The sequence below is a fragment of the Burkholderia sola genome (assembly GCF_905400185.1).
Taxonomy (GTDB): domain Bacteria; phylum Pseudomonadota; class Gammaproteobacteria; order Burkholderiales; family Burkholderiaceae; genus Burkholderia; species Burkholderia sola.
In genome coordinates this window covers 15,548-39,560 of record NZ_FR989678.1, presented here as the reverse complement: position 1 = coordinate 39,560, position 24,013 = coordinate 15,548, and the positions used below count along the sequence as shown (strand labels likewise).

The 24,013-nt window shown below is 62.6% G+C and carries 22 protein-coding genes; 1 reads left to right on the top strand and 21 read right to left on the bottom strand.

Going from position 1 to position 24,013, the window contains the following annotated elements; all coding sequences use genetic code 11:
- Nucleotides 1–2 precede the first annotated feature (2 nt).
- The 9 genes from KR541_RS36130 to KR541_RS36090 form a co-directional block, all read right to left on the bottom strand.
- The gene (locus KR541_RS36130) at nt 3–4,172 is read right to left on the bottom strand and encodes a YadA-like family protein (RefSeq protein WP_089487623.1); all 4,170 of its coding nucleotides are present in this window, start codon (nt 4,170–4,172) and stop codon (nt 3–5) included.
- 380 nt (nt 4,173–4,552) lie between these two features.
- Nucleotides 4,553–5,035, bottom strand: coding sequence for a protein-disulfide reductase DsbD N-terminal domain-containing protein (locus KR541_RS36125; RefSeq protein ID WP_034175799.1), 483 nt, complete (start codon nt 5,033–5,035; stop codon nt 4,553–4,555).
- Nucleotides 5,032–5,454 carry a hypothetical protein gene (locus tag KR541_RS36120; protein ID WP_027811098.1) on the bottom strand — a complete coding sequence of 141 codons (423 nt, stop codon included), beginning with the start codon at nt 5,452–5,454 and terminating at the stop codon, nt 5,032–5,034. Before KR541_RS36120 ends, KR541_RS36125 begins: the two co-directional genes overlap by 4 nt.
- 101 nt (nt 5,455–5,555) lie before the next feature.
- On the bottom strand, nt 5,556–6,065 hold the full coding sequence (locus tag KR541_RS36115) for a hypothetical protein (protein WP_089487625.1): 510 nt from the start codon (nt 6,063–6,065) through the stop codon (nt 5,556–5,558).
- A 126-nt stretch (nt 6,066–6,191) separates the two neighbouring features.
- A complete protein-coding gene (bamE, locus tag KR541_RS36110; RefSeq protein WP_027811096.1) occupies nt 6,192–6,590 on the bottom strand; it encodes an outer membrane protein assembly factor BamE domain-containing protein in 399 nt (132 codons plus the stop codon).
- Nucleotides 6,591–6,644: 54 nt separating this feature from the next.
- Nucleotides 6,645–6,914, bottom strand: a complete 270-nt coding sequence (locus KR541_RS36105) for a hypothetical protein (protein WP_224755996.1) — start codon at nt 6,912–6,914, stop codon at nt 6,645–6,647.
- Between the two features lie 156 nt (nt 6,915–7,070).
- On the bottom strand, nt 7,071–9,050 hold the full coding sequence (locus tag KR541_RS36100) for a zeta toxin family protein (RefSeq protein ID WP_089487627.1): 1,980 nt from the start codon (nt 9,048–9,050) through the stop codon (nt 7,071–7,073).
- Between the two features lie 14 nt (nt 9,051–9,064).
- Nucleotides 9,065–9,325 carry a hypothetical protein gene (locus tag KR541_RS36095; RefSeq protein ID WP_027811093.1) on the bottom strand — a complete coding sequence of 87 codons (261 nt, stop codon included), beginning with the start codon at nt 9,323–9,325 and terminating at the stop codon, nt 9,065–9,067.
- A 33-nt stretch (nt 9,326–9,358) separates the two neighbouring features.
- Nucleotides 9,359–9,985, bottom strand: coding sequence for a phospholipase D family nuclease (locus tag KR541_RS36090; protein WP_089487628.1), 627 nt, complete (start codon nt 9,983–9,985; stop codon nt 9,359–9,361).
- A gap of 263 nt (nt 9,986–10,248) precedes the next feature.
- Here KR541_RS36090 and KR541_RS36085 point away from each other — a divergent pair, with 263 nt between their 5' ends.
- On the top strand, nt 10,249–10,641 hold the full coding sequence (locus KR541_RS36085) for a hypothetical protein (protein WP_027811091.1): 393 nt from the start codon (nt 10,249–10,251) through the stop codon (nt 10,639–10,641).
- A 37-nt stretch (nt 10,642–10,678) separates the two neighbouring features.
- Here KR541_RS36085 and KR541_RS36080 read toward each other — a convergent pair whose 3' ends face one another.
- The 12 genes from KR541_RS36080 to traW are packed head-to-tail and all read right to left on the bottom strand — an operon-like array spanning nt 10,679 to nt 23,763.
- Entirely contained in the window at nt 10,679–14,614 is a 3,936-nt protein-coding gene (locus KR541_RS36080) for a conjugal transfer protein TraG N-terminal domain-containing protein (RefSeq protein WP_244138044.1), read from the bottom strand.
- A gap of 2 nt (nt 14,615–14,616) precedes the next feature.
- Complete coding sequence (locus KR541_RS36075; protein WP_027811089.1) at nt 14,617–16,062, bottom strand: conjugal transfer protein TraH; 1,446 nt, start codon at nt 16,060–16,062, stop codon at nt 14,617–14,619.
- A complete protein-coding gene (locus tag KR541_RS36070; protein ID WP_089487630.1) occupies nt 16,062–16,871 on the bottom strand; it encodes a conjugal transfer protein TraF in 810 nt (269 codons plus the stop codon). Before KR541_RS36070 ends, KR541_RS36075 begins: the two co-directional genes overlap by 1 nt.
- Entirely contained in the window at nt 16,868–17,062 is a 195-nt protein-coding gene (locus KR541_RS36065; RefSeq protein WP_027811087.1) for a hypothetical protein, read from the bottom strand. Before KR541_RS36065 ends, KR541_RS36070 begins: the two co-directional genes overlap by 4 nt.
- Nucleotides 17,059–17,559, bottom strand: a complete 501-nt coding sequence (locus KR541_RS36060; protein ID WP_027814060.1) for a hypothetical protein — start codon at nt 17,557–17,559, stop codon at nt 17,059–17,061. Before KR541_RS36060 ends, KR541_RS36065 begins: the two co-directional genes overlap by 4 nt.
- 58 nt (nt 17,560–17,617) lie before the next feature.
- The gene (locus KR541_RS36055) at nt 17,618–18,010 is read right to left on the bottom strand and encodes a hypothetical protein (protein ID WP_027811085.1); all 393 of its coding nucleotides are present in this window, start codon (nt 18,008–18,010) and stop codon (nt 17,618–17,620) included.
- Nucleotides 18,007–19,230 (bottom strand): conjugal transfer protein TraN, encoded by a 1,224-nt coding sequence (locus KR541_RS36050; protein ID WP_252996729.1) that lies wholly within the window; start codon nt 19,228–19,230, stop codon nt 18,007–18,009. The genes KR541_RS36055 and KR541_RS36050 overlap by 4 nt, the downstream gene beginning before the upstream one ends.
- A 53-nt stretch (nt 19,231–19,283) precedes the next feature.
- Nucleotides 19,284–20,564 carry a hypothetical protein gene (locus KR541_RS36045; RefSeq protein ID WP_244138046.1) on the bottom strand — a complete coding sequence of 427 codons (1,281 nt, stop codon included), beginning with the start codon at nt 20,562–20,564 and terminating at the stop codon, nt 19,284–19,286.
- 5 nt (nt 20,565–20,569) lie between these two features.
- Nucleotides 20,570–21,358 (bottom strand): type-F conjugative transfer system pilin assembly protein TrbC, encoded by a 789-nt coding sequence (gene trbC / locus KR541_RS36040; protein WP_089487633.1) that lies wholly within the window; start codon nt 21,356–21,358, stop codon nt 20,570–20,572.
- Nucleotides 21,355–22,386 carry a conjugal transfer pilus assembly protein TraU gene (traU, locus tag KR541_RS36035; RefSeq protein ID WP_027811081.1) on the bottom strand — a complete coding sequence of 344 codons (1,032 nt, stop codon included), beginning with the start codon at nt 22,384–22,386 and terminating at the stop codon, nt 21,355–21,357. Before traU ends, trbC begins: the two co-directional genes overlap by 4 nt.
- Nucleotides 22,383–23,075 carry a hypothetical protein gene (locus KR541_RS36030; RefSeq protein WP_176016867.1) on the bottom strand — a complete coding sequence of 231 codons (693 nt, stop codon included), beginning with the start codon at nt 23,073–23,075 and terminating at the stop codon, nt 22,383–22,385. The genes traU and KR541_RS36030 overlap by 4 nt, the downstream gene beginning before the upstream one ends.
- A 46-nt stretch (nt 23,076–23,121) precedes the next feature.
- Nucleotides 23,122–23,763, bottom strand: a complete 642-nt coding sequence (gene traW / locus KR541_RS36025) for a type-F conjugative transfer system protein TraW (protein ID WP_027811079.1) — start codon at nt 23,761–23,763, stop codon at nt 23,122–23,124.
- Between the last annotated feature and the right edge of the window lie 250 nt (nt 23,764–24,013).

The window sequence follows — 24,013 nt, the reverse complement described above, 5'->3', positions numbered from 1 at the left end:
GGTTACCAGACGAATCCCGCACCTACACCGGCGGCCACGGTGCCGCGCGTATCGGTCGAGCCGTTCGCCTTCAGAATCCAGTGGCCGGCATACGTTGAAATGCCGAGCGCCATGGCGGACTGCCCGCCGTACGTCCCGCCCCCGATGGCCACCATGCTCTTTCCCGGCGCCGGCGCCTGGGGCAGACTGGCGATCGCGACAGCCGCGGCGATGCCGCCATTGGCGTCACGTCGGTCGTGTTCGATGCGGTTGCTCAGGTTCGTCACCGTGTCGTTCAGCTGCTGGACGTTGACGGCATCGGTCGGGGCCGTTCCGGCCGAGACATTGGCCAGTGTTCGCGTCGTACTTGTCGCCGAGTTGCCGATCGACACCGAATCGTCGCGGTCGGCCACTGAGCCGGCGCCCAGCGCCACGGCATTGGCGCCAGTTGTGCTCGCACCGCTGCCGACCGCGATCGAGCCGCTGCCTTGGGCAACGGCACCCACGCCGAGTGCAACACTGCGATCGCCGGTGGCCACCGCATTGCTGCCGATAGCCGTCGCATCCGTGCCGGTTGCAACTGAACCGGCGCCGGTGCTGTTGAACGCGGCATATTTAAGGCTGCCCTGGCCGGGCTCGGGGAGGCTCTGGCTGAACCTCGACGGAAGGATCGCGCCAAGTCGGACAGAAAGTGCATCAATCGCGCTGGTATTGGCGGCGACGTTCGCATTCGTGGCAAAGAGCTGAGCCCCGTTGACCGCATCCGCGCTGGTTCCTGATAACGCGCCGGGCGCCAGGTTATGGATGGTGACGGCCGTCCCGGCTCCGAGCCCTCCAAGCGTCACGCTGAGCTTCGTGGGATCGTCGTAAGACAGCGCGTTACCGGCGATCGTATTGACCGTACCGATAACCTGGTTCAACTGGCCGACATTGACGGCGTCGGTGACATTCACACCCGCTGCCACACCAGAGACGCGGCGCGCGCCAGCCAGGCCGCCGACGTCGATGTTGGTGCCGCCTGTGCCGGCACCGATCGTAATCGCGCCGGCACTCGAGCCGCCGCGTTGTTGCACGAGTCCGACGGTACCCGTAGCGAGCTGGCCAGCCAGGGCGGAGACGCTCTGGTTCGTCGCATAGAGTTGACGTCCCGAGACCGCGTCGGTGCTGTTCGCCGTCAAGGCCCCATCAGCGACGTTGGTTAGGGCGACGGGCGCACCTGCCGTGCCGAATGTGACCCGCGTATGCGAGGCGTCGTCGTAGGCGACCGCGCTCGCGCCGAGCGCCCTGGCCTGAGACGCCACGCCCTGCAGCTGCTGGAGGTTAACCGCATCGGTGGCGTCAGTGCCGGCGGCTACGCCCTTGACCTGGCGCGCGCCGGCGGTGCCGGCGATGTCAAACGCCGTACCGCCGGTGCTGGCGCCGATCGTGATCGTGCCCGTGCTGGAACCGCTGGCTTGCTGCACCAGGCCAATCGTACCGGCCGCCAGTCCCGATTGCAGCGCGGCCAGCGTCGCCCCGCCGTTGGCGACGCCGGTGGACAACGACGACACGGCGAGGCCAGTCGACGTCGACAGCATTGCGATCGAGACCGCGTTGGCGCTGATCGCCTGGTTGGCGGTGTAAAGCTGCCGACCAGACACGGCGTCCGTGCTGGTGGCCGTCAGTGCCGCGTCTGCGACGTTGGTGAGCACGACGGGCGATCCGACGCCGGGGTCGCCGAGCGTGACGCGCGAATGCGTCGAGTCATCATAGGAGACTGCGCCGTCGCCGACGGCGCCCACAGCCGCCGTTACGCCCTGCAGTTGCTGCAGGTTGACCGCGTCGGTGGCGTTTGTGCCGGCGGCTACGCCCTTGATCTGGCGCGCGCCCGCAGTTCCGCCGACGTCGAGCGCGATGCCTCCGGTGCCGGCGCCGACCGTAATCGTGCCGGTGCTTGCGCCGCCGGACTGCTGCACCAGCCCGACAGTCCCGACCGCAAGACTGGACGCGAGGGCTGATACGCCGGCGTTGGCCGAGGACAAGCCGGTCGACAGCGACGCCAGGCCATGGGAGACGCCGGTCGAGAGAGTAGAAAGCGCCGTGGTCGTGCTGGTCGACAGGCTCGCGATCGAGACGACGTTGCTGGCGATGCCCGTGGAAAGCGAGGACGCTGCCGCCAGCGTTGACGTGGACAGGGCAGCGATCGCGCCGACGTTTGCGTTCGTCGCCTGCTGGGCAGCATAGAGCTGCCGACCCGTGACAGCGTCGGTGCTGCTCGCGTTCAACGAGGCGTCCGCGAGGTTGGTCAGGGTCACAGGCGACCCTGATGCACCGAGCGTGACGCGGGTATGCGACGCGTCGTCATAGCTAACTGCGCTCGCGCCGATTGCGCCCGTCTGGCCTGCCACGCTCTGCAGCTGCTGCAGGTTGACCGCATCGGTGCCGTCGATGCCCGCGGCAACGCCCTTGACCTGACGCGGTCCAGATGTGCCGGCCACGTCGAGGGCCGTACCGCCGGTGTTGGCCCCGACCATGATCGGGCCACTGCCGGTCCCGCCGGTCTGTTGGACCAACCCGACGGTTCCGGCCACCAGGCTCGACGTGAGAGACGACACACTTTCGTTGGTCGCGGACAAGCCAGTCGACAGGAGCGAGAAAGTAGCAGCCGTGCTGGATGAAAAGCTTCCGAACAAGGCCGCACTATTAACCGCGCCCGTCGAAAGCGACGACGTGACCGCCTGCGTTGAAGTAGACAGTGCGGCGATCGCACCACTGTTGGCATTCGTCGCCTGCTGCGCGGCATAGAGTTGCCGGCCGTTGACCGCGTCCGTGCTGCCGGCGTTCACGGAGCCGTTCGCGAGGTTGGTCAAAGTGACTGGCACACCCACCGCACCAAAGGTGATGCGCGCGTGGGACACATCGTCGTAGACGACCGCGCTCGAGCCGATTGCGCCTGCCTGAGCCGCCACGCTCTGCAGCTGCTGCAGGTCGACCGCATCGGTAGCGTCTGTGCCTGCGGCCACACCCTTGACCTGCCGCGCGCCCGCGTTGCCGGCGACGTTGAGCACCGTACCACCGGTACTGGCGCCGATTGTGATCGCGCCCGTGCCGGCACCGCCTGTTTGCTGAACCAGACCAACGGTCCCTGCAGCCAAAGCAGACTGCATTGCCGAGAGTGTCGCGCCGTCGCCAGCCAGGCCAGTCGAAAGAGACGAGATCGATCGGCTTGTCGTAGTCGACAACGTCGCAATCGCGCTGGCCGTGCCCGTCGACAGACTTCCGATCGTTTGTGCGGTCGACGTCGAGAGCGACACGAACCCGGCAGCGGTGTTCGTGGACAAGCTCGTGACCGTCGTGCCGATAACGGACAGTCCGGTTGAGAGCGATCCAAAGCCCGATGCCGAGCTGCTCGACAGGCTCGTGACGTTGGCCGTGTTGCTCGAGAGCCCCGTCGATAGCGACGACAAAGATTGTGAGGCGGTGGTTGACAGCGTAGCGAGTCCGGAAGAGACGGCGGCAACTCCCGTGGCATTGTTGGCGGTCGCAGTCGACAGCGACGTCACGGACTGACTCGTCGACGTTGAGAGACTCCCAACTGCCTGTCCCATGTGATAGAGCTCGGATCCGTTGACGGCGTCGAGACTTGTTGCACTAACGGCGCCGGCGGCAACATTAGTCAGTTGCCTCGGACTTTGCGGCGCACCGAAACTCACCACCCCGTTGGACGTTGATCCCGCCACCGAGTAGTTCTCACCAGCAATACCGAAGCTACTAAGCGGATGCGCGGCGCCGGTCGTGGATCCCGATCCGATTGCGACATCCTGCGAATTGTTCGCGACGGCGCCGGTTCCGATCGCGACGGAACCATTGCCCGCGGCAGTGGCGGCGGAACCCATTGCCGTTGCATTCGTACCGGCCGCCGTCGTATTGCCGACCGCTACCGCATTCGTCTGCGCGGTGCTGGACGTCCCGAGCACGATCGAATCGGCTCCGGCCGCCGTCGACGCGTAACCAAAGCTCAACGAGCGCGGCCCGGCAGAGGTAACCGCCGTGCCGATCGCAACGGAATAATCGCCAGAGGCAACGGCACCATTCCCATCTGAAAGCGCACCGTCTCCGGACGTCTGAGCATGCACTGGACCAGCCATCGATGCGATCGCCGCGGCGATCGCGATCGATAAACCGCTTGGTGTAGGGCGTTTCGAAAATTTCATTACAATCCCCGCTTAACAACGAGTGCCCGGTCTACGGGACGTTTACGCCTGCGCTCGCGCAGGACCTGGAGCCCTCTGTTCCTGTCCTCCGCCAAGATTCCGGGAACAGAGGGGGTTTCTTTCGGCAACATCGCCATCGATCTGACGGCGCTGCCTTTGGTGAATCTCAAGCACGGCACCCTCGAAGGCGTCGCGCAGCATCGGGATATCGGCAGTCAGGGGCGGGAATTCCCCATCGTGGATGCCGACGCATGCGCGAGCGGGTGCTATCGCGTGGTGCCGAGCGGCATGGAGGTGGCTGAACCACTTTGGCGAACCGGGGTCTGTCGTACAGACCGCATAGGCGTACTGGGCACGCGAGAAGGGAGAACGGACGGCCGTCATCGCGACGCCTCCGACTGCGACAGCAGTGCAGCAGCAATCACCGGAAAGGTCCGCTGCATCGGCGGATAGCAGATCTGGTTGATTGCACAGCCTTGATAGGTCACCGTGAGGCCGAACATCTCGCGAGCATTGACCGGCACACGCAACGTCACTTCTCGCTCGAACACCTCAACCGGACGCCCAGCACTCGGATCAGCGACGACCTTGCCGGCGCGGTGCTGAATTGAACCGAGGTGCGCGCGGCCGTCATCACTCGCGACCCGGAAGCGGTCGCCGTAAAGTCGGTAACCGTCAGCGATCGCAAAATGGAGGACGACAGCGCCACGTTCTTCGGTCATGCGAACGCGGAACGCTTGCTCGGGCGACAGAAACTCCTGCGCGTGTGCCTGGCGAGCGAGGACACCGCCAACGATCCACGCAAGCAACGCCAGCGACACGGCCACGACTAAACGGTGCAGAACGCGAGTTCGAGCGGTCATCGCGCACCTCGCTGCTTCCACGCCGATTCAGTGCGGGCGAGAATATATAAGACCGGCAGCGCCAGTAGGCTCCAGAAGTACAACGTTGCGCCGGCAACCATTCCGTCGAAACACAAGTCGAAAGCCGATTCCGCCAACCCGGCCGCCGACGAATCGAAGTTCCCGACGATCACGATCATCAACAGCATGCAAATGAAATAGACACACATGCCGAAACGGTGCAAACCGCGTTGCGCACGACGTAGTGCGCTCCACGTTCCACGTCGAGTGCACGTCGAACGTACAGCCGCCAAGAACAGTAGCGCCGTAACAAACGCGGCGATGAACACGGGCTCCGTGCTATTCCAGAATCCGAGCGCATCAAGGTAAGCAATAGGCGCAATCAGTAACCAGGTAACGAGCGCCAACACGCCGAGCATGATTCGCACATGTCGACGATGAACGGGGGGGTGAAGGGGACGCGTATGCATACGGCTTTCTCCTTTACATGCCGCGTATTTGTCCAATTCCATCGTGGTGTTCAGTTCGCAGACCCACTGACCAGATAGCGCAGGGCGTCCTGACCGCCTGCCGCCGCGGCTCGACGCATGAGTTGCATGCCGATTTCCTGATCCGAATCGGTCGCCGCCGTGGTGTGGCCGAAACCCGCGTGCTTTTGCAGGTGCATGCGACCAACCAGGTACATCGCTGTCGGTTCGCCAGCGTCTGACTCGGCCTGGAGCAAGCCCGGATAGTCGCGATTGAAATGAACGGCAAGCCATGTACCGGCGGAACGACTTCCGGCTTTCAGGGCGGCCTCCATCGCAGGTCGCATGTCGAAGTGCTCGCGCGAGCGAGCCCAGGACTGCAAGGGCCCGTTTGTGCAAGTGATGGAAAACAGGCAAGCCGCCGCCGCAAGCGCGACCGCCGCGCCCTTCAGCGTGCGTTGGGCAGAGGGATCCGTGTTGGTCAGGATCAACGTGCCTTTTGGCCAGGCGATCGAGGCTGCAGCTCGCCGGCGCTCGATGGAAGATGCGCGATATCGATTCATTGCGGGTGCCTCTACAGAAACGCGAGATCGGGGAAAAAGACCAGCCGGCAAGCCGGCTGGCGTCAAAGGGAAGGCGCAAGGTAAGGAACAGCACCTTCCCGCCACTAAATTGCGATCAGGCAGGCGCTACTGGCCGATGCCTCCCTTGGCCACGTCGGTGGTCTCGGCAAACGTGTATTTCTTGACGACCCCGCTGTCGTCGAACAGCACTGTCAACGTCTTCTTCCGCACGTCAGCGCCATGTGCAAACGCACCGACGATCGGGACGAAGTTGATAGCGTGCGGCGTGGCGTGCGCCAGCTCGTATGTCCAGATCTCGAGACCCGAATCGGTGAATGTGGTCTTGTTCGGTGAACCGAAAGCATCCTGAACGTCCTGCTTCGTGCTCTTGCCCTGCTGGATTTGGGCCTGAACGCTTGATTGCGTCGCGGATTCGAGGTGCTCGTTGCCAGTGGTGGCGCAACCGGCAAGTAACGCAGTGGCCGACAACGCGACGATCAGGAGCGTGTTCTTCGTGAATTTCATGGTCTTCCCCTTGGTGTGATCAACAGTCAAAAATGGCGGTGATTCGTTGCTGGCCTAATACAGGCGGCCGGATCGCGCCGCTTCACATACAGTGCGATACCAGTCGTCCATGTGGCGCCTGACCTGCAGCTCGACGTAGCTGATGTACGGTCGCCACCACGCGTAGAAAAGCGAAGCGACGAGGCCGGCGAACACGTACATCGGCAGCGAAGCGCGCGGCTCGACGACGATCGGGTAGTCGAGGTGGAATCCGTTGGAGATCAGCCGCCACCAGAGCAACAACGCCGGTGCCCATGCCAACCAGCACAGTGCGAGCCACTGCACGACGTAACGCGTCGCCCAATCGGCTTCGATACGCAGCAGTCTCGGACTGGTCCACAGCCGACGGCGAATGTGTCGACGTTCGGCCAGATAGAGCCGCGTAAAATGCGGAACGGGACGCACACGTCGGGGGGCGATTGAAAATAGACATGGCGGCCCCTATCGCTCGATAGAAAGCTGGTGGTCGTGTGATCGGTCTGCGCGTTCCGCTTCGTGATCGCGCTCCCTGACCTGGTGCAGCGCGCTGTCCGGCGAATACTGAATCGCGATCTGCTCGCCGACCTCGACATCGCGGGACAGACGATCGCGCGGATAGACGATGCCAACGGTCTGACCGATCTTGACCAGCGAGTGGTGCGTCGAGTTGGCGAGCACCTCACCGCGGTAGTGGCGCTCCAGCTGCTGCGCATCGCGCAGAATCAGGTTGTGGTAATCGCCGGCCAGGCCGATCGCCCGGCGCGAAACATCGTCCGGCACGTCACCCTCGGGTAGCTGGCCCCGATGGATCTGTTCGGACAGGTTGGCGCGTTCGATTTCGCTGTGGGGAACCGTGCTGATCGAGGTCCGCGTTTCGAGGTGGTGGTAGGCCGCGTCGAGCTCGGGGAAGAGGGCGAGCGCCTGGTCACGGCCCAGCGTGTCGAACGCGCGGCCGCGCTCCGCGTCGCGCGCGTGGTCAACGGTACGCCGGCGCGGCGCGCGCGCCGTATCGACTTCGACCTCCGTCTTTGGCTGATCCGGTTGGCGTGCAGACGGCAGAATGGCCCGTTCGCGTACCGGCTCTATGCCACCCGGATCGACGACGACCACACGACCGTCCACGATGCCCAGATTGTCGACGCCCTGATCGCTCCAGTGGTATCCGCGCTGACGAAGCGCGTCGGCCGTGCGCGCGACGTCGGCCGATGTCACGCCTCGCATATCGGCGCGGGGCATGATTTCGTATCGCAGATTGCCTTCGGTGCCGCTCGCCACCGGCTGCAAGACCTCGGGAATTTTTGGCCGAACGGCAAGATCGCCGGTTCCGAGCCGCACCACATGCTTGTCGTCGGCCGCCAGCACGACCGACGACGCGCCGGCGTCCAGCGGTGTCAGGTGAGTCATCCCGTGCGAGCGAAGCCTGGCCTCGAGGGCGGGCAGATGGCGCGACGCAGCGATTTCCTCGGCGACCGGATCGGGGAAGTGGCCACCGACGTTCGGCACGTCACGCGTCATCGACCGGAGGACGTCGCGCAAGCCGCGCTCCGGTGCCGGCCGCGCATCCGCATACGCTCCGTTGACCCGTGCTTGCGCATCCCTCTCCGGGACGCGTAGCGCCTGCTCACGACGCAGCGAGATGTCGGCAATCTCCGGCGCCGGCGCGCCTCGGCCTGTACGAGCGTCACGAATGTCATCGAGCATTTGAACGTGATGGGCTATCTCGTCGCGGGTCATCGGACGCTCGCGCTCATGCACGATCGACGCCGCGGCCGCTTGCGGCTCGCGCCATTCACCCTGATGCAGTTCGTTGCGGTATATCTCACGGTGATGCCGATCGACGATCAGGATTCGATCCACTGCCTTCTCACGCTCGAGCAATGCGACCGTTTCCACCATGCCGGCATACGCCTGGTCGTGCTGCTCGCGATTGACCACCCGTCCCACGCCCGTCGTCGCGATTTCGCGCTCGGTACGCATCTGCGCACGCGTAAGCGACACGTCCGCTGGCATGGCCACGCCCCGAACCTCCAGCGTGTAACCGCGGTCCTTGAGCCGCCGCGCCAGATTGCGCAGGCTATCGGGGTTACGCATCGTGCCGTCGACCACAAGATCACGGCGCACGTCGGATGCGGCCGTGGTTAGCCGGCCCGCCCACCGGCCAGCATCGGCATGCGTCAGGTCGGCTGCATGTTGCGGATCCTCGCGAAGAAGCCGGCTGTACTGCGGCAGGTTCTCCCTCATGCGATCGGCGTCGATCAAAACGGCACCACCGCGCTCGTTGAGTTCGCCCATCGCCTGACGCGCAATGGCCGTCTTGCCGGCACCGGGTTGGCCACCGATGAGGATCGCCTTCGGCTCGGCTTGCTCGCGGCTGCCGTCAATCGCCTCGCGCTCCACTCGCGCATACGCGCGCTGCATCACGACATCCGGAATAGTGTCCATGATGGGCTCCGGAATCAGGCGTGACCGATGTTCAAGCGACGGACACGCAGGCCGTAGATGTCCAGCGCACGAGCGATCGCAGCCGCATCATCCGGATGCAGCGCATCGCGAGCGGCAACCAGAGTCTTGCGTTCCGCGTCGGCTATAGCGATGCACTCCGCATCCGGCTCGCTGCGCGACTCCTCTTCAGCGATGACGGCGACATAGTGGGCGATCAGCTGCCCGATCGTCTGGCAGGCGACTTCGAAATCGACATGAGGCATCGTGTTCTCCATTAAAAAGTTCGGCTTACGCGCGTGATTGCCGGGTCAAACACCTGGGTAAGGCTTCGATTCATTCCATAGGCGCGCCCACGCGGCGCGCACGGCTGCGGCGACCGTGGCGTGATGCCAGATGACGAGGACGTTTTCAGCGTTGTGATTGGCACCGGCCTGCGTGTAGTTCATCGAGCCTGTCTGGGTCGTATCGCTATCAGCGACGATGAACTTGTCGTGCATGAGCGGTACGGCCATGTCGATGCGAACCGGTATTCCGGCCGCGACGAGATCCGCGAGCTTCGAGCTGCGGCCGTCAAGCTGGGAGCGGTCGAGGACGACACGGACCTGGACACCAGCGCGGGCGCGCTCGATCAGATGGGTAACGATGCGACGATTGGTGAGCTCGTAAGCGGCGACGTCGAGCTCCGACTGCGCGCTGTCGATCACGCTCAGCACGAGCGCCTCGGCCTGGCCGTCGGGTGAAGTCGCGAATTGGACGGAGGCGTGGTCGCCAGAGCCTGCGCTTTCAGAATGTGAGGCGTTGTCGGCTGGGTGCTTCAGAGAGCTCGCAAAATGCCCAACGGACGACGACAAATTGCCGAGATCCGGCGTCGGCCCGTCATGCAGCACGTAGTAGCCGGCACCGGCCGTGATCGCGAGGAAGAGGAGAAACTTCATGCCGACCTCCCGACGTGGGAGGCGTGGCCATCCGCTGAATAGGAGCGGGCGCAGGCGTCGTAGCTGTGCACCGAGGCGCAAGCAGCAAGAAGCAGGGCAGAAAACGTGAGCGCGACCAGACGCACTCGACTCACCGTCGAGATCGCGCTAATTAAAGACGCAAATGAATTGACACCACGACGAATTACGTCATCAAGGATTAACTTGCCAGTACGAGAAATCAGGCGTAACGTCGATACTAATTGCGTACGGGGGCGCTCATCATGGACTATGTGCTTGCGAATTTCATGGCGATAATGGCAGCAGCGATTTTCTCGGTTTTCACATCGTTTATCGCCTCGCGCAGTGGCCGATTGATTTACCGGAAAATCATGTGGGGCTATCTGACCACGCTCCTGGTTGCGGCCATCGTGATTACGGTAATGCAGCTGCCCTTTACCATTTTGGCTTTTGGCGCTCTCTTTTCCTGCATCTTCGGCGTGTTCGCCCAATTGGGCGTTGCAGTCAAGCTTGGCCATCTCATCATGACCGGCGCGCACTATGATGACGGCTGGAACACCGCTCGTTCGAGCAACAATGCAAGCAGCGACCTCTCGAACGATTGGTTTTGGAGAGACCAAAGAAATCAGATGAGTCATAGCGATTGGCGTCATTGATTGGGGAATTACCGTCCGGGGCCGCAAGGCCCCTTTTTCATTGGTTGTCGGGATCATCGTTTGCAACGCCCGCGCTCGGGAGCGACTTGACTCCACGTGCGTCATCTGCAGAACCGCGTCCTAGTCGACTCGCCGAAGCCAAAACGCTCGGGGAAGTGGCCGCGCCGCTTACCGCCGAGTCGTCGTGCGGAGCAGATGCGTCGGCTCCGACGGTTGCGGCATCGAGGTATTGCGAGGGTGTCGATGGCAAGGCATCCCCTGCAGCAGATGACCCGCCTGGCGCGCGACCGATCTGCACCTTTCTGTCGACGCCACCGACTTCTGACCCGACGCTTGCGAGGCCGATGCCACCGGACGGCGAACTTCTCCGGCCAGCTGGTTCAGGCGCGATAGGCGCCGGCGTAGCCTGCTCCTGACCAGAGTTAGCTGGTTTGACGTTGTCGACTCGTGAACCAGGGTTGCCAGCCGTCGTTCCAGGAGCCATGACTGAGACCCCGCCGCTACGCTTCATTGATGCGGTCGGCAAGCTACTTCCCCGACTTCCATCGTCAACCACCCGGCGACCCCGTATCGAGCCGACGGGCCGCGCTACAGCTTCTTGATCAGGGCTGGGTAGCTCCGGAGACGGCCGGCTGTATGTCCCGTCAGGAGCATCGGGCACTCGACGATCACTCTGCCGATGTGACATGTGATCATTGCCGGCCGGCAGAGTCACGATCCTGAAGTCAGATTCGGACAGACGCGGTTGAGTCGCGGGCGAGCCCGTGCCGGTTCCCGTCGCTCGAGCGGCTTCAAGAGTCGGGCCATTTCCCGTAGTTCGCGGATGTAGGAAGTTTTCAATTGGTGCCGAGGTGGACGTTGTTCCAGCCGGCCCGCTCGGCTGAATCGAGTTCACCCATGCCGACAGGGGCCCCTTGCTATCGGAAGCTGACGGCGCCGCGGGCGGAGAGGAAAGCGAGCGGCCCGGCGCCCGCTCGGGCGTCATGAGCGGCTTGTTGTCGGCCGACGGATCGACGTGGTCACGCACCTGCTTGATCGGCGCGGCGGACTCCCTCGCGACCCGTTGCTGCGTAACATCCACACGGTGCTGTGCGTCGGTCACGATTTGGGGCATCGGCGTCGCAACATCCAGGGGTGTCGTATCCACTGGTCCAACCGCACCTGCAAAACGCTGGAACGACGCGGGGGCACTTGCACCAACGCCGGACTGGTTGCGTTGGTCCAGGCGAACGACGTCGATGCCGCTCGCAGGGAGAGTAGACCCATCACGAGCCGTGGTCGGCAACGTCGAGTTGCGCGAAACGATGTCGCGCATCGCTGCATCTTGGGCGACCAGCTGAGCGATCTGCGGGGACGGCAACGTCATCAGCTGGCTGTATCGGATACCGTTGCGCGCAGCGACCGCCTGCAGGTTCTCAGGCGTCATCAGGTTGGTCGAGGTATCTACGCGCGAAACCACTTGCGTCGATCCGCGCTGGCGCACGTCTGCGCTGCGAGTGAGATCCGCTGCAACGCGAGAGCCGGACGAAACCTGGTCCGTCAGAGACGCCGACCGGTCGCGGCGAACGTGCTGCCCGGACTCCATTCCGGTGGAGTCATTGTGCATCTGCGAGCCTTCGTGAGAGACGTTATCGCTCTCGGTGTAGGCGGCCAAACTACTGTTTTGATCGACGAATTTTTGTGCGTCAGAATTCCGCCAAGACTTCGTATATCCACCTTCGCCCGAAACATCGAGACCAAACTTCAGACTCGACTGCCCTTTCCCCGTGCCACCGCCATTTGCATAATCCGCAGCCCGCACCTTCGATCGATACGCATCCCGAATCGCTTGAACTTCGTTCGGCGATTTTCCAAGTGACTCGGCCTTACGAGCGAGTTTGTCTTCTTCTGCTTGGTTAAAAAGAGGCGAGTTCGAGACCGGATTGCTGCTTCCTTGCCGACCATTGCCGGAAGGCCCACGCCCGCTACCACCGGCTGAGCCGCCGCCTCCACCGCCGGCGTTGCCGGACGGCGCCCCATCCTCGCCAAACGACTTGGCAAAGCCGCCACCAAGCATGATCGAACCTTTGGCTCCTGCAGAAGTTGTACCGTCGACGGAGTGCGACTGATCTATCGCATATTGCTGATCATGTGCGGTCCGCCGCTCACCTGTTTGGCTAGACGAGGCCCGCGTACCCGAACTGGAATCGTCGGACAGGCGCTGTGAGCTTCCACGCTCCTGGCTGCTCGAGACACTGTTCGTGCTGGACGCAAGCTGCTCCCGCCCAGCGAACGTGGAATTCGTGCGGTTTGCCGCGACACCCGTCGAGGTGTCGGTGCCGAGCGACCGCTCAAATGCGTCCTGGGACGTGGCCGAAACGCCGAGGCTGTTCTGAAACTCGGTGCGAGCGATCAGGCCATTGGCAAAGTTCGTGAAGGCCGAGCCGGTCCCGGTATCGACGTTCATCGACCCGGTGCGCGACTGCACAGTGTTGTCGTACTTGTTCGCCGAGGTCACGTTGCGCGACGCGTTATCGATCGACGACGAATCCATGTGCACGTTGCCGATGTTTTCGTCGCCTTGCGCCTGTTGACCACCGATCTGTTGAGCAGAGCCGGTCAACGCGCCGCTCAGTTGAGAGAACGCACCGACAACGCCGGCCGATGCGAAGTTCAGCAACAGCCACGCAAGGGGAGGCGTAATAATCACCATGTATCCAAGCAGCGCCTGCTCGTCGAGCAACGTCTGTCCGAACTTCGCCGCCATGCCGAACGGCACGCCGGCCTGCAGCGACATCGAGCGCATCTCATGGCTCAGGTGAATCAGCGACAGCCCGTTGATGACCGCGAAGAGCATCGGCCAGACAGACACCCATGCCACCGTCTTGGCGTACATCGCGAGGATTCGTTTGGCCCCATCCGCGCCGCTGATCAGGCAGAGCACCAGAATGAGCGGGAAAACCGCATAGATGATCGCTTCGGCATAGTTGCGAACGGTCGGCAGCGTGTTCTTGGCGAGAATCGCCATGGAGGCGAGTGAGCCGTTCGTCGCCACTGCAGCCTGGGCAGAACTCATCAACGCATTGACCTCGGCCACGCGCGCCGGATCGTTCAGCATCGCGGGCAGCTCCGCTCCCGCCTGGCGCCATACGTTGTTGAACATTGCCTGTCGTAGCGCCGACGACGCGTTCTGCGACGACTGGAGGATGAAGCCGTACGAATCTCCAATCGCGTTGACGAATTCCGCCTTCGCCATGGAGGGGTCGGCGATCTCCGGATACATCTCGCTGCCATACATCTGCTCGGCCGCTTGCTCAGCGTCCTGTACGCGCAGCAGCAACAAAGTGCCGGTCGCGGAACAGGTGTCCGTCGTAGGGTTCGCGGTGAGGGTGTTCGTCGTCACATATCGGGCAGGGCTCGTCGACGTGAACACGGTATTGAAGGGGTCGGTGCCGTTCATGATCGTCTTCGGATCAATCGCGCCGTCCTGGATGTCGTAGACCGTGCACTCCTTGAAGAACTGGATAAGGTCAGCGTGCAGCCCCGGATCGGTGATTTCAGCCTTGTTCACCTTCTGCAGCACGGAGATGCCGAAACCCACATCCCCCTTTTTCAGGGTCAGCGTATCCGGCACCGAAAAGATCGTTTCGTACGACTGTGTCAGCACGCGAGAGATGAGCGTGAAGCTCTGGGCAACCGCGGCGAGATAGGCGGGGACGTGATCCACCTCCCGAGTCGGCTGCACGTTGTTGACGTCCGTGATGAACACGTTCTCGACCGGTAGCAAAAGCAGCTGCGTCATCAGCATCGCGGCGGCGAACCACCGGAAGATCTCATAGCCTTTCCGGCCGATCGCGACGATCGTCCAGATTACGACGCCGCTCAACAACGTGTAACGGATGAGACCTGTCCAGGTTCCGCTACCCATGAAAGACGCGATACCCTGCATGACGTAGTACAAGGTATCGACGTTCCCATAGGTGTCAATTTCCATGTTCATTGAGTCCCCCCGCCGTTCAACGTCTGGCCAAAGGCCAACGAGTTCCGAAGCGAGGACGACACATTCGCGTGCACGGCGCGCTCGATCGATTGGAGTTGCTCGACCAGTTGCCACGCGTTCGACGTCTGGCTGAAGGCTTGCATCACTGCGCTGCGTGCTTCCGATTCGACCGTGTCAATGTTGGTATTGAGCTTCGTGGCCTCGTCGAGCAGCGACGTGCTGGATTTCACGGTGCCGTAACGCGCGATTGCCCGGCGAAGATCTTCAGCGGATCCGTGGATATACGCTTCGGCGTACTTGGCAGCGATCAGCGACTGGTAGGTACTCAACAACTGGTCAGCCAGAGACGAGTTGTTCAGACGCGTGCCGACCGCGATCATTTTGTAGACCGGCAGGTCCGTCATGCTCAGGAACCGAAACGTGTCCGCCGGGTTCGGGATCGCGGAGCGCGATGCGATCGCATCCGTGATTACCTGCAGCTTTTGCTGTACGAGCGTACGGAAGGGGGTGTATCCAATTTCCTGAACTGACGGATTCAGGCACTTCGTCGTCTCGTCACACACGTACACCTGAATCGTGGTGCCACTGTTCGCAGCAGGATCGTTACCGACCAACTCCTGCACCGTGAGGCTGCCGATTCGCGGCAGGAATACAGGATTCACCTCCGTGCCGCCCGAATCCGACGGGTCGGGAAAAATGACCGTCCCCACCAGCGACATGAGGAATTCGCGATCCGACGTGCTCAGGTCCGGCAGCTGCTGCAGCGCCTGCCACGTCACATTGCCGTACGGCTGCTTGGCCGCGAGATTGGAATCCGATGCAGTGGCCGTATTGATCGTCTGCGCCGCTTGCGCCGAGCTGTTTCCGGTATTTGTCCAGGCATCCGTCATATCCGAATACAGGTTCGTGAATGGCCCGAGCGTGTCGGCCAGGTTCGCCTGCTCTTTTTTCCATGCAACAGGCGTCACCGCATTGACGATGCCCTCAGCGGCCTGGCACGAGTCGATGTTCATCCGATTGACGTCGCGGGCGATGGTCTGCAACGACTGCATGACGTTGTCGCAGGTCGGGCAGAGGTTCTGCAGGGCAAGCTTGAATGCGTAGCCCAAGGCGTTCGAGCCGATGTTGCGCAGCAGCGCAACAAACTGCTCCTTATTGATGAAGCTGAACCCGCCGGCAAACAGGTCAATCCCGCCGCAACCCGCACCCCATTCCGGTGCGGTGACGCTCGCGAGCTGGTAAGTCTTGTGTGGCGTGCGCATGAACACACTGCCGCCGCTGTACATATCCATCGTCTCGCCCTGCAACGCCCGAGGGCTCGATACGTTGCCCATGGCGTTGATTGAGTCGAAGACCTGCTGCATCGACATCGCCTGCGCACACACCGGGGCGATGGCAACCACTGCAGCCGTCAGTACGGCAAACCAGCGTGTCGGTTTCATCAGAAAAGCTCCCCGGGCTGCGAGGCAGTGAGAACGAAAATGCGGTCGATGATGTCCTGGAGGGACATCGTTCCCGAGCCGATCATTGCGTGGTCGCCGGTCTCTTTGGACGCAATGAAGAGGGCGGGCACCTGCTGCACACCCCAGACCGACGCCTGACCGTGGTCAGGCGTCGGGTTCGGAAACTCGCCAATACCCCGACCGTCCAGAGAGACCGGCAGCACGTCGATGCCATAGCGCTGCGCGAGCAGCACAATCGTCGGGGCCATCGCATGGCAGTACGGGCAGTCCGAGCGGAAGAAGAAAATCAGGCCGTGCTTCTGCGCGAGTGCACGCAGTTGCCCGTCCTGGTCGGAATCCCGGGTCCGGTCATAGGTATGGACAGCGACGTTGTTGGTCGGACGCTTGAGCGAGTAATCGAGGCTCGGGTTCTGCCATACGACTCGGCGCCATTGATCGGCGAAGACAGCGCTCTTTTGCTGGACGTACTCCCAAAGCTTGATGTACTCCTTGATGTGCTCGAGCGTCGGGTCCATGTTTGCGACGTCGAGTCGGTGCTTCAGTGCCTCGCGCATCTCGTCGGCCGACTTGATCTGATCGAAGTCGTCGGAATCGACCGGTTTGGCCGCGCTCGCACCCGCGGGCGCCGCGGGCTTGTCGTCATCGCAGTACCAGTTGAATTTCTCTTGCCCGTCGCAGCTCCAGGCGGACTTGTAGTCCAACCCGTCTGCGTCCGCAAACGGCGGCACCAGCAGCGCTGCAGGAAGCAGGACCGCTACCGCGAGCCGGAATCCACGGAATGCGCTCATGGCCGGCTCCGCTGCGCGTCGACTTCAAAGCCGGCGTCCTCGAGCAACACGGAAATGGCTTCGCGCGACGGCGCGGCGCCGTGCGTTACCCGGAAGGTCGCGCGGTCACTGGCGGCACCAGCAAAGAGATGGCTCGGCAAGTCGGGCGCCGGCGCGGCGCGCATACTGGTGATCGTAATCTGCAGTCTCACTTCACCTCTCCTTCGCGGATTGCACGACTAAGTTCGGCACGCGGCCGTCCGATCGAGTCGAGACGTCTGCGCAGTCCGATAGGCGAGGGCGGGGAAACGCCGAGATCCGTCGCAAGCATGACGACGACAGCAACGAGCCACGCGACGAACAAGCCGTGACCAACCTGAGGGGCGAGCGTCGTGATCGGCACGTCGTCAGTGCGCCAGTGCATACAAATGGCGGCCGACGGCGCGTGGCGAGCCGCCGTATCGGTGCATGTCCGCAGTCGGATCGTGTCCGGATTCGTACCGCTTCCAGCCGCCTGTTCGAGCACGGTCGTTGCCATACCCGTGAAAGACCCATGATTCAGTATTGCGAGCGCGACGACGGGGACGGCCGCCGGCACAATGACGAAAGCGAAGAGGAATCGCCGCACGTAGCAGGGCAGGCTGGCGAGCAGCGCATAGCGCCAGTTCGAGCGGACACGCGAAGGGGGAAACAGGCTTTCGATGGACATGATCAACGCTCCTGGGTAGTGAGGGTTTTGAAATCTGCAACCAGTGGGCGGCCCCGCGTCACGGTGTATCTCCTGCAGGTTGCGCCGGCGCCGCCGGCGCCAAGCCAATCGGCGGAATTCGATCGCGGCAGTAGTTCATCTTCACGTCCAGACGCCCGCTGGTTTCGCCCGCCTCGGTCTGGATGCCGCGGACGTCGAACAGCACATCCAGACGCTTGCAGCCAGGCCGCGGCAAGTCGCCGATCGAGCGAGCCGTGACGTAGACCGGACCGTTGGCGTGCAGCTTGGTGACGAGTGAACCCGCAACGGGTCCACGCAGCGCGCCAAACGCTGACCCGTGATCAATCGCGTCGATGAGAACTGCACTGAAGTCGTCGTAGCTGCCGGCGAAGGCGGCGGCCGGCAGCGCAAAAATCGCAGTAGTAAACGCTGCGGAGACGAGGCGCTTCATTGGGATACCCCTTTGCCGCTTCCGATCGATTGCCGCACGCGCTGCAGAATCGCGTCCTCGTCGACGGCTTTGGACTGGATCGAATTGACGAACTCGGTAAAGTCGATACTCGAAAAATCGATACGCTGCAGCTGGTCGGCCGTGAAGCCACCGCAGCCTGCGAACGGGATGCCGAGTTGCGCCTTGCCTTGCTGGTTGACAAGCTTCGCGATCAGCGAGTTGAAACAACAGTAGCTCTTCTTTTCCTCGACGCACACGCCGAGCACGCGCTTGGAGCAGCCCTGGTTGTACTGAACACAGAGGTTCTGGCCACGCTTCAGACTGAGCACCTGCTCGTCAGGGGAACAGGCGAGCCACATCTGGATCAGCTGCGCAGCGATCTCGGCCGCGAATACGTACGGATTGAAATCGGCAAGCTGAACACCATTGGTGAGGGAGAACGAAAAACTAAAGCCGTAGGCACCAAAGGTTCCGGAGGTAGACAACGCCCTGTCCGCCCATGCGCCCATCTGCAAGAGACCAGAGTTCACGATCGAGCTATCGACCGTTTCGTACAGCTGGTCAAAGACATACTTCGACCCTAACGCGATGCCCTGCTTCGCCGCCGTTCCGCCAACCGACAGTCCAGCGCTGACCGCGGCGCTTCCGATCGCGTTGTTCGAGTAAGCGGCACCGCCGCCGTTGCTGGTGCAGCAGCTCTTGATCTCGAGGCCGCCCAGCACCTTGATCGAGCAGCTGCTGTCGTAGCCTTTGAAAATGTTCACGTTACCGCCACCGACACCGTAGGCGCCGGCTTCGCGCCCGGTTTCCAGCCCTGCTACGACCTTGCCGAGCGCGCCGTCCGCACCACTACTTGACGAGAAGCATCCGGCACCCGGTGCGCACATCGTGTTCGTGCATTGGGTGACGGTCGTCGTGTGCGCCGGAGTATCGAGACACTGGTACGTGTACTGCATCGTGTCGCAGCTTCCCTGCACCGCGTCGTTGTATGACACACACCGCTGGTTCACTAGGCCGCAGCCTTGCTGCTGCAATGGCGCGCAGTCGTTAACGGTGGAAGCGGCTTGGCATTCGTAGGTATCCTGGTAGTTCCAGCAATCCTGGTAGAGCGGAATCCCGTTGATGATGCGTGTGCCGGCCGGCTCGATGCAGGTTGAACCAGTGCGTTGGCAGGTGGGCGCGGCATACGCTACCGGCGCGGCGAGCAGGGTGACGGTCATTACACTGCCGACGAGGGTGAACGCACGCGCAGCGAACATGAGAGCGCGGATATTCATTGTGCGGCCCGCTGTTCGAACGAGCTGCACTGGTCGATCCAGTTCGGCGTGCAAGTCGCGGTGCAGATCTGGTTCAGCGTGAGCTGAACTCGGGCCTGCCCGCCGCCCTGGAAACCGTACCCGCCTATCGCCGCTTGAATCTCGACGGTATTGACGCCCTCGTGCAAATACGAGCGGATGTCGGTGTTGGGCGCAATGGTCGACGGGTTCCCCTCGTACTCGCTACCGAAGGTAAAGAACGGTCGATACTCTGTGAGACCGCCATCTGCCGTAAAGGCAGTTTTATCCGAACACACGCTCCGAATGCCGTTGTAAATCAAATTGTGTGTGAAGGTCACACCAGGCGAGGACGCGGCAAGATAGCCGGTGGTCTGCCGTCCATCAATACCGCCGGCCGACGCCGGCAGCGTCGCCACTCCGCATTGGAGAATGCGCCCGCCGTCCGGCGCATCGGTGTAGACCGTGACGCCGTTAATGTCGACGCTGCGCAGCGTATTGTTTGCCGTGATCTGGCTGATGACTGCGGTACCGATCTGACCAAGGTTCTGGACGCTGAAACTCATCGAGCCGGACACGGTCAGTCCGTTGTAGCCTGAGTTGTCGTGATAGCCCGTGTCAGCGCCGAAGTTCCAGAGCGCAGAGTTCGATGCCAGGCGCGCGGCAAACCCGCCGGTGAAGCTTCCCTCGACGACCCCGCCAGCGGCGCAGCCTTGATAGGGTTCGGTGCAGACGGGGTCATTGATGCGGTTGCAGGTATAGGTTTGCGTACCCACGGCCTGTTCGCAGGTTTCCTTCCGGTAGGTCGCCGGCACCGTCGACGTCACGTTGTGGCAGTCCTGCGAACTCGTCGTAGACCCGGGGTTATTGATCGTGCCCTTGCTTCCGGTCACGATCGGATCGCTCGCGGTGATCGGCATGCGATTGGGAGGCTTCTTCGCGAGGTAATTCACGGCATCGCATTCCTGACGCCAGTAGGCACTCGGGTTCGCTGGCTGCGTCGAGCAATCCGCTTCCTTCCCTGACCCGGCCGGCCCGAGACTGCCCTGCCCACCGCCATACAGCGGCGTCAGCTCGCCGTCCTGGTTCGTGTAGTTCGGCACGTTCGAGCCACCGCCACTGATGCTTCCGTGAGCCGCGTTCATTCCTGACTTACCGAACGACTGGCCTTCAGTAAACGCAGTCCCGGTAGATGGGGCGTCCGCAGCAGCGCACACGGCGACCGCAGCCAGAGCGGTCGCGATGGCCAGTGGTGCGCTTCGGCGCAGGGTTGCCCGCATTCCGTTCATTCGACATCCCCCAGTGCACGGAGATATCGCTCGGCGATCCCCCCGTAGGTAGGGCTGTGATCGACGATCTGGCGCAGGGCATACGCGGGCGTCACGTCTCCCGACAAGGAGACGTACGACGCCGGCAGCGCACATCCGCTGCTGTCGACCTGACTGTTGGCGTCTCCACCGCGTGTGACGACATAGGCGGGCACACGGGCGATGCGATACTGCGTGAACGCCTTCGGGTTGACGACGATGCCGCCGGACGCAATCCCCAGCCGCTGCATTTCAGCGGCCGTCGCCTTCAGCGAGTCGTTCTTGAAGCCCCGGAACACCACAGTTCCCCCGGCCTGATTCATGGTCTTCACCAGGCGTACCAGCGAGGCAGCGGGCATCGAGAAGCTCGCGAACGCGACGAAGGAGTCGGTCACACGACGCTGCGTACGGCTTTCGTACCGTTTGGCGACGGCGAACGGATCTGCACCGGCGGCGGCTGGCGCCGGCGTCGGTAGGTTCGGGAACGCGTTGCCATCGTGAGCTGCCTTTGCTGCCGCCTGGGCCATCTGCCGATCGCGACTGCGCTGGATACGGCTCATCTCGGCATCAATCGCATCCGACGATGGCATCACGCCTCGGTAACGTGCGGTGCCGCTGGCTGCCTCATCGAAGGTCGCTCGGCGCGTGGTATTGATCTGCTGCTGCTCACGCGCGAGCGCGTCATTCGACACGGTTTGTGCCGACACATGACCGGCCGCGAGGGCGATCGTGCCGGCGGCTATGATGGAGAAAGTGAGCCGACTCATTGGGGCAAGTCTCCGAGGTTCGCACCCATGCAGCAGTTGCGCTTGCGGAAAATCTCGTACGCGAAGTCCTCCCCCGTGTACGGGATCATCTTTCCGGCGCCCCAGAGCGCCGACGTGCGGCCATACGGCTGACAGCACTGACCGTTGATCTGGTCGGTTTGCGCAACGGGGTAGAGCATCGTGTACTTGTATTGGGTCTTGTCCATCACCGGCTGCAGGTAGTAGCCGCACATGGCCCCGTCACCTGTCGTGCCCCACATCAAACCCTCGCGATGCAGCTTTGCGGTCATGCGCTCGACCAGCAGTGACGACGCCTGGATCGCGGACACATGGGCCTGAACGTGGCCGTTGAATGGATAGATCGAGCCGTTGCAGCCCGCGCACCAGAAGAGCAGGTTGCTGCCGAAACCTAGGCTCGAGAGCACGCAGTCACCTGCGCAAGCGGCCTGGGCGATCGGACTGCCGAACAGGTAGGTCTCCGGCTCGAGGAGCATGGTGAGATCGTCGTCGCTCCACGTCGGATCGACTTCGGTCATGTACGCGACATCGAAGCTGCCCGTCTCCATACAGGGGTCGTCTAGTAGGATCTCGGTGTAGTACATGACCGGATCGGTGTACCAGTGCACCTGATAGAAGCTCTGCTTGGTGTCGTCCTTCTGCTCGCGCACCTCCCCCTCCGGGGCGTGGATGCCCGGGTTCAGCGAGATCCCGCCGAGCGACACGAAGCAGTAGGGCGAGCGCGTGACGTCGACGCGCCGGATCGGCTCCCAGAAGCTGAACTTGACGCCAAACGTGCCGCTACAGAAGCAGAGGAATCCGCCCGGGTTCGGGGTGTCGTCCTGGCCCATATTGAGGAACGTGACGCTACCGATGGCCATCGGGAAAGCGCATTCCCAGCAGATATCCGTGATCGGATTGGCGAATCGGCCGACACACTGACCGGCATCGGCCGGCGCCGAGAACGAGAAGCAGCTGGCAACCAGCGCGATCGCGAGAATCCAGCGGCGAAGGAGAGGGCGCATGCTCATGAAAGCAGCTCCCGCATCGCCGGATACACGTGGAAGACGAAGTCGATCAGGTATGCGCCGACGTGATGGCCAAGGCGATAGACGATCGGCAGGAGGATCACTGCAAGACCGCCGGTCGCCGCACCGGCAACGCCCCAAGCGGCGACCCATACCACACGTGACGTTACCGTGGCCAGGATGTCGAGCAGCTTCGCTCCAATCGAACGACGTGCGGACTCAACAACGCCGGAGACGGGAAGAGGCTCATCCAACTGGACCGTATGGGTCGATTCGACGCCGATACCGAGGGCGGCCTTCACCCCCTTCTCGATACGACCGATCAGCTCAACGGCTTCGACCTCGCTCAGATGCTCGGCGAGGACCGCAGCAGGACGGTGGATATCATCTACAGCACCCGCCACAACACGAAAGGTTTCCCCGCTGCTGTCTCCTACGATCTGGCGGTCAGGTTGAACGGATAGACGAGCGACCCTGCTGTCGTAGGGGCTCGCGCGCCAGTAGTAAGTCGCGAGCACACCCTTTCCTGAAACGACGACCTGATCATTGGTGACGTCTACGACATACCGGATCGGCTCGACTGTCGCATTGAAGTGCTGAAGAGCAGCAGCGCCGTCGTGGGGCGAGTTCTTCTCGACGACGTCGATAACGGCCGGGTCGGCAGTGAAGTCCAGACGGTCATAGTTGTTCATCGCGATTCCGATAAATTGGGAGGTGACAGGTGATTTGGTCGCCGGGTCAACGCAGTTGCTCCGCAGGTTCTTCCTCAAGAAGCAGTTGGTTGCCGCGCTGGCTGATGACGGCCGGCACGCGGGTGATCCCGAAACGCTGGCTAAGTCGACCCTGCTGATCGAAATACACTTGCCGTTTCCACGACTTCGTCAGGTCAAACCACGAACCAGCAGTCAGGATCGGTTTGATGGAATCGCCGGAGCGGGCCGCGAGCGCCTGCACCGCCTTGACCTGTCCCGCATCGCGGCCGTCGAAGAACACCAGGCGCTCGTGCAGCGTGACAATGTCGAGCGGATTGATACGCGTGCCGGCGGCGACGATCACGGCGCCCTCGTCGTTGGTGACGGGCTTGGAGTAGGTGACCGTCGGATCAATCAGGCGACTCGAGTACGCGCTGACGGTCGAAATGCCCGGCACCGGGGGCAGGGACGTGACGTCATGCAGCGCGCGCTGGCGCGCACGGCGCTCGATGGCCGCCAGCCCACCATTGGCTTGCAGTTCGAGCAGGCGGCGCTTCAGCATCGCAATCGCGTCGTGCTCCGCAATCGGATACGTCGGGCCAACCACGCCCAGGTCCTCCGCAATCGCTGAAATTGGGGATACCGCGACCGTCAGTGCCGCGATCCACAGGACTGCAGCTCGTCGGATAAGCTGTCGTAGCTGCCTCCAACCAACGAGCAAGCAGGCTGGACCTATCCCTGTGTCCACTATTTGGACGATAAAGAAATGAGGTGTACCAATGACATGCCTATAAACCAGGCCACCAGAAACCCCACACCAAGACAGAACACGATCACGCACATCCATACGGCCCATATGAACAAGCCAATTGCAAGCATCAGAAGCGTCATCTGAGCCTCCAGTTGAAGCGCCGGCCGGCGTGCTGAGGGCGCGGCAG

Excerpts from the sequence above, each read along its gene's own strand:
- KR541_RS36125 (WP_034175799.1), bottom strand. The coding sequence starts at position 5,035 with ATGACCGCTCGAACTCGCGTTCTGCACCGTTTAGTCGTGGCCGTGTCG.
- KR541_RS36060 (WP_027814060.1), bottom strand. The coding sequence starts at position 17,559 with ATGTCCATCGAAAGCCTGTTTCCCCCTTCGCGTGTCCGCTCGAACTGG.
- KR541_RS36100 (WP_089487627.1), bottom strand. The coding sequence starts at position 9,050 with ATGGACACTATTCCGGATGTCGTGATGCAGCGCGCGTATGCGCGAGTG.
- KR541_RS36090 (WP_089487628.1), bottom strand. The coding sequence starts at position 9,985 with ATGAAGTTTCTCCTCTTCCTCGCGATCACGGCCGGTGCCGGCTACTAC.
- KR541_RS36055 (WP_027811085.1), bottom strand. The coding sequence starts at position 18,010 with ATGAAGCGCCTCGTCTCCGCAGCGTTTACTACTGCGATTTTTGCGCTG.
- KR541_RS36115 (WP_089487625.1), bottom strand. The coding sequence starts at position 6,065 with ATGAATCGATATCGCGCATCTTCCATCGAGCGCCGGCGAGCTGCAGCC.
- KR541_RS36095 (WP_027811093.1), bottom strand. The coding sequence starts at position 9,325 with ATGGAGAACACGATGCCTCATGTCGATTTCGAAGTCGCCTGCCAGACG.
- KR541_RS36030 (WP_176016867.1), bottom strand. The coding sequence starts at position 23,075 with ATGAACAACTATGACCGTCTGGACTTCACTGCCGACCCGGCCGTTATC.
- KR541_RS36045 (WP_244138046.1), bottom strand. The coding sequence starts at position 20,564 with ATGCGGGCAACCCTGCGCCGAAGCGCACCACTGGCCATCGCGACCGCT.
- KR541_RS36075 (WP_027811089.1), bottom strand. The coding sequence starts at position 16,062 with ATGAAACCGACACGCTGGTTTGCCGTACTGACGGCTGCAGTGGTTGCC.
- trbC (WP_089487633.1), bottom strand. The coding sequence starts at position 21,358 with ATGAGTCGGCTCACTTTCTCCATCATAGCCGCCGGCACGATCGCCCTC.
- bamE (WP_027811096.1), bottom strand. The coding sequence starts at position 6,590 with ATGAAATTCACGAAGAACACGCTCCTGATCGTCGCGTTGTCGGCCACT.
- traU (WP_027811081.1), bottom strand. The coding sequence starts at position 22,386 with ATGAGCATGCGCCCTCTCCTTCGCCGCTGGATTCTCGCGATCGCGCTG.
- KR541_RS36050 (WP_252996729.1), bottom strand. The coding sequence starts at position 19,230 with ATGACCGTCACCCTGCTCGCCGCGCCGGTAGCGTATGCCGCGCCCACC.
- KR541_RS36130 (WP_089487623.1), bottom strand. The coding sequence starts at position 4,172 with ATGAAATTTTCGAAACGCCCTACACCAAGCGGTTTATCGATCGCGATC.
- KR541_RS36080 (WP_244138044.1), bottom strand. The coding sequence starts at position 14,614 with ATGGAAATTGACACCTATGGGAACGTCGATACCTTGTACTACGTCATG.
- KR541_RS36120 (WP_027811098.1), bottom strand. The coding sequence starts at position 5,454 with ATGCTCGGCGTGTTGGCGCTCGTTACCTGGTTACTGATTGCGCCTATT.
- KR541_RS36085 (WP_027811091.1), top strand. The coding sequence starts at position 10,249 with ATGGACTATGTGCTTGCGAATTTCATGGCGATAATGGCAGCAGCGATT.
- KR541_RS36070 (WP_089487630.1), bottom strand. The coding sequence starts at position 16,871 with ATGAGCGCATTCCGTGGATTCCGGCTCGCGGTAGCGGTCCTGCTTCCT.